Consider the following 3,871-nt stretch of genomic DNA (forward strand, 5'->3'; position numbering starts at 1 on the left):
CCCCAAGCCATCAACTCGACAGGGGGAGAGAGTCATGCCAACTCCGGAGGCCGGGCGCCCCATTGCGGGGCCACCAAGAAGGTAATGGGGGGGGAGGGGTGACGGGCACGGTGGTGGGGAGGGCGCTGACCGTGGATCAGCGCCCGGCGCGGGGTGTGGGGCGTGGTGCGGGCGAACCCGGGGTCAGCGCTCGGGGCGCGGTGCGGGCGGAACCTGGGGTCAGCGCTTGGCGCGCTGTGCGGGCGGACCCCAGGGTCGGCGCCCGGCGCGCGGTAGGGCGCGCGGTGCGGGCGGAACCCGCGGTCAGATGCCCGTGCGTACCCGCTCCTCGTCGCTCGGGTTCACATCCCGCAGCAGACAGGTCAGCCGCGCCGAACACACCCGGCGGTCCGTCTCGTCCGTGATCACGATCTCGTACGTCGCCGTCGAGCGGCCCCGGTGGACGGGGGTGGCGACCCCGGTCACCAGGCCGGAGCGGGCGCCGCGGTGATGGGTGCAGTTCAGATCGACACCGACGGCGATCTTCCGGCTGCCGCCGTGCAGCATCGCGCCGACCGAGCCGAGTGTCTCGGCGAGCACCGCGGAGGCCCCGCCGTGCAGCAGCCCGTACGGCTGGGTGTTGCCCTCGACCGGCATCGTGCCGACCACCCGGTCCGCCGACGCCTCCACGATCTGGATCCCCATGCGCTGCCCGAGATGCCCCGCCGAGAACAGCGCGGGCAGGTCCACACCGAGCGCCGCGTACTCGTCGATGACGTCTTGCGGGAACTTCACTTGCTGCTGCTCGCCCATGGGGCCCGACTCCGTTCGTCGATCCGGTCCAGCGCCCGCGCGCCTGTACCCGCGGGGAGCTGAGCAAACGCTCAGTCGGTTCCCGATTGTTCCAGACGCACCACGACGGACTTGCTGGCCGGGGTGTTGCTGGTGTCCGCCGTGGCGTCCAGCGGGACCAGCACATTGGTCTCGGGGTAGTAGGCGGCGGCGCAGCCCCGGGCCGTCGGATAGTGCACCACCCGGAAGCCGGGCGCCCGCCGCTCCACACCGTCCTTCCACTCACCGACCAGATCGACGTACGACCCGTCCGCCACGCCCAGCCGCCGGGCGTCCTCGGGGTGGACCAGCACCACCCGCCGGCCGTTCCGGATGCCCCGGTAGCGGTCGTCCAGACCGTAGATCGTGGTGTTGTACTGGTCGTGCGAGCGCAGCGTCTGGAGCAGCAGCCGCCCCTCGGGCAGCGCCGGGTACTCCACCGGCGCCGCCGTGAAGTTCGCCTTGCCGGTGGCGGTCGGGAAACGCCGCTCGTCGCGCGGGGCGTGCGGCAGCGCGAACCCGCCGGGGTGCCGGTCCAGGCGCGCGTTGAAGTCCTCGAAACCGGGCACCACGCGCGCGATGCGGTCGCGGATGGTGCCGTAGTCCTTCTCGAACTCCTCCCACGGGGTGTGCGAACCGGAGCCCAGGACGCGGCGGGCGAGCCGGGACACGATCGCCGGTTCGGACAGCAGCCGGCGGCTCGCGGGCTCCAGCCGGCCGCGCGAGGCGTGCACCATGCCCATGGAGTCCTCCACGGTCACGAACTGCTCGCCGCTGCCCTGGAGATCGCGCTCGGTCCGGCCGAGGGTGGGCAGGATCAGCGCCCGCGCGCCGGTGACCGCGTGGCTGCGGTTCAGCTTCGTCGACACATGCACGGTCAGCCGGGCCCGCCGCATCGCGGCCTCGGTGACCTCGGTGTCGGGGGAGGCGGCGACGAAGTTGCCGCCCATCGCGAAGAACACCTTGGCCTCGCCGTCCCGCATCGCGCGGATGGCCCGTACGACGTCCAGGCCGTGCGCGCGGGGCGGGGCGAAGCCGAACTCCTTCTCCAGGGCGTCCAGGAAGGCGGGCGCGGGGCGCTCGAAGATGCCCATCGTGCGGTCGCCCTGGACGTTGGAGTGGCCGCGCACCGGGCACACGCCCGCGCCCGGACGGCCGATGTTGCCGCGCAGCAGCAGGAAGTTGACGATCTCGCGGATCGTGGGCACCGCGTGTTTGTGCTGGGTCAGGCCCATCGCCCAGCACACGATCGTGCGCCGCGAGGCGAGCACCATCTCCAGCGCCCGCTCGATGTCCGCGCGGGGCAGGCCGGTCGCGGTGAGCGTCTCGTCCCAGTCCGCCGCGCGGGCCGCCGCCGCGAACTCCTCGTAACCATGGGTGTGCTCGCGGACGAACTCCTCGTCGACCGCGCCCTCGCGCTCCAGGATCAGCCGGTTCAGGAGCCGGAAGAGGGCCTGGTCGCCGCCGATGCGGATCTGGAGGAACAGATCGGTGAGCGCGGCGCCCGCGGTGAGGCCCTTGGGGGTCTGCGGGTTCTTGAACCGCTCCAGGCCCGCCTCGGGCAGCGGATTGACGCTGATGATCCGCGCGCCGCCCGCCTTGGCCCGCTCCAGCGCGGACAGCATCCGCGGATGGTTGGTGCCCGGGTTCTGCCCGGCGACGATGATCAGATCCGCCTGGTGGAGGTCCTCCAGCAGGACGCTGCCCTTGCCGACGCCGAGGGTCTCGACCAGCGCGGAGCCGGACGACTCGTGGCACATGTTGGAACAGTCCGGCAGATTGTTCGTGCCGTACTCGCGCGCGAAGAGCTGATAGAGGAACGCGGCCTCGTTGCTGGTGCGGCCCGAGGTGTAGAAGAGGGCCTCGTCCGGCGAGCCGAGCGCGGCCAGCTCCCCGGCGACGATGTCGAAGGCCCGCTCCCAGGACACCGGTTCGTAGTGCGTGCCGCCCTCGGGCAGATACATGGGGTGGGTGAGGCGGCCCTGCTGTCCCAGCCAGTACCCGCTGCGGTGCGCGAGATCGGACACCGGGTGCGCGGCGAAGAACTCCGGGGTGACCCGGCGCAGGGTGGCCTCCTCGGCGACCGCCTTCGCGCCGTTCTCGCAGAACTCCGCCGCGTGCCGGCGCTCCGGCTCGGGCCAGGCGCACCCCGGGCAGTCGAAGCCGTCCTTCTGGTTGACCCGCAGCAGGGTCAGCGCGGTGCGCCGCACGCCCATCTGCTGCTGGGCGATCCGCAGGGTGTGCCCGATCGCGGGCAGCCCGGCCGCCGCGTGCTGCGGCCCGTCGACCTGCGGCGCGTCCTGCACGGGATCGGCCTTCGGCGGCTTCGTCGCCATCGCGGGGCCTCCTTACGACTGCGTTCTCGCACGGCTCGCCCTCGGGGGGGTGAGGTGATCCGTACGGCGTGGATGGGTGGATGACGTGGATGAGCGTTGGATGACGTGGATGGGCGGAGGAGCGGACGAGGTGTGCCTTCGATCCTGCCACGCGGCACTGACAGCGGGGGCGCTGCGGCTGGGGGAGGGGTGGTTTGTGCGTGTGCGGGGGGAGGGGGCTGTGGGGTGTGCGGGGTGTGCGGGGTGTAGGGGGTTCCGGGGGAGGGCTGTGGGTGTGCGGGGGTGTAGGGGCTTCGGGGAGGGGGTCGGGGCTCGTGGGGTGTGCGGGGTGTCCGGGGGCCTGGCGTGTCCGGGGTGCCGGGAGCGGGGTCGTGCCGGGCGGCGGGTGCGGGCTGTGTCGGGTCGTGGGGAGCGGTCGCGTGGGGGTGGAGGGGGCCGGATCGGTCGGCGGGGGCCGGCCGCGCCGGGGCGGTGGGGGCTGTGGAGGGGGCGTGGCGACCGGCCGTCCCAACCGACGCGACCGGAGGACCGGTCCTCACCGCCCCCGCGCGGCCAGCCCCTATCGACCGGACCAGCCCCCGCCATCGCGGCACGGGTCCGGTTGGCGGGGGCTGGCCGTGCCGGGCCGGTGGGGCTGCTCCGGTGGGTAGGGGCTGGCCGCGCGGGTCGGCGGCGGCCGGACCGGACGGCGGAGGCGGGACGACCGCCGGAAGGCCGGACGAACG

At 73.5% G+C, this 3,871-nt stretch carries 2 protein-coding genes; both read right to left on the reverse strand.

Annotated elements, in window-relative coordinates; genetic code table 11:
• Nucleotides 1-303 precede the first annotated feature (303 nt).
• Nucleotides 304-792: a hotdog fold thioesterase gene (locus tag ABZX40_RS41270; RefSeq protein ID WP_355751334.1), complete on the reverse strand. Its 489-nt coding sequence runs from the start codon at nucleotides 790-792 to the stop codon at nucleotides 304-306.
• Nucleotides 793-863: 71 nt separating this feature from the next.
• Nucleotides 864-3,146, reverse strand: a complete 2,283-nt coding sequence (locus ABZX40_RS41275) for an FdhF/YdeP family oxidoreductase (protein ID WP_355751331.1) — start codon at nucleotides 3,144-3,146, stop codon at nucleotides 864-866.
• Nucleotides 3,147-3,871 lie beyond the last annotated feature (725 nt).

Origin of the sequence: Streptomyces sp. NPDC004610, from assembly GCF_040609715.1 — a bacterium.
GTDB lineage: Bacteria > Actinomycetota > Actinomycetes > Streptomycetales > Streptomycetaceae > Streptomyces.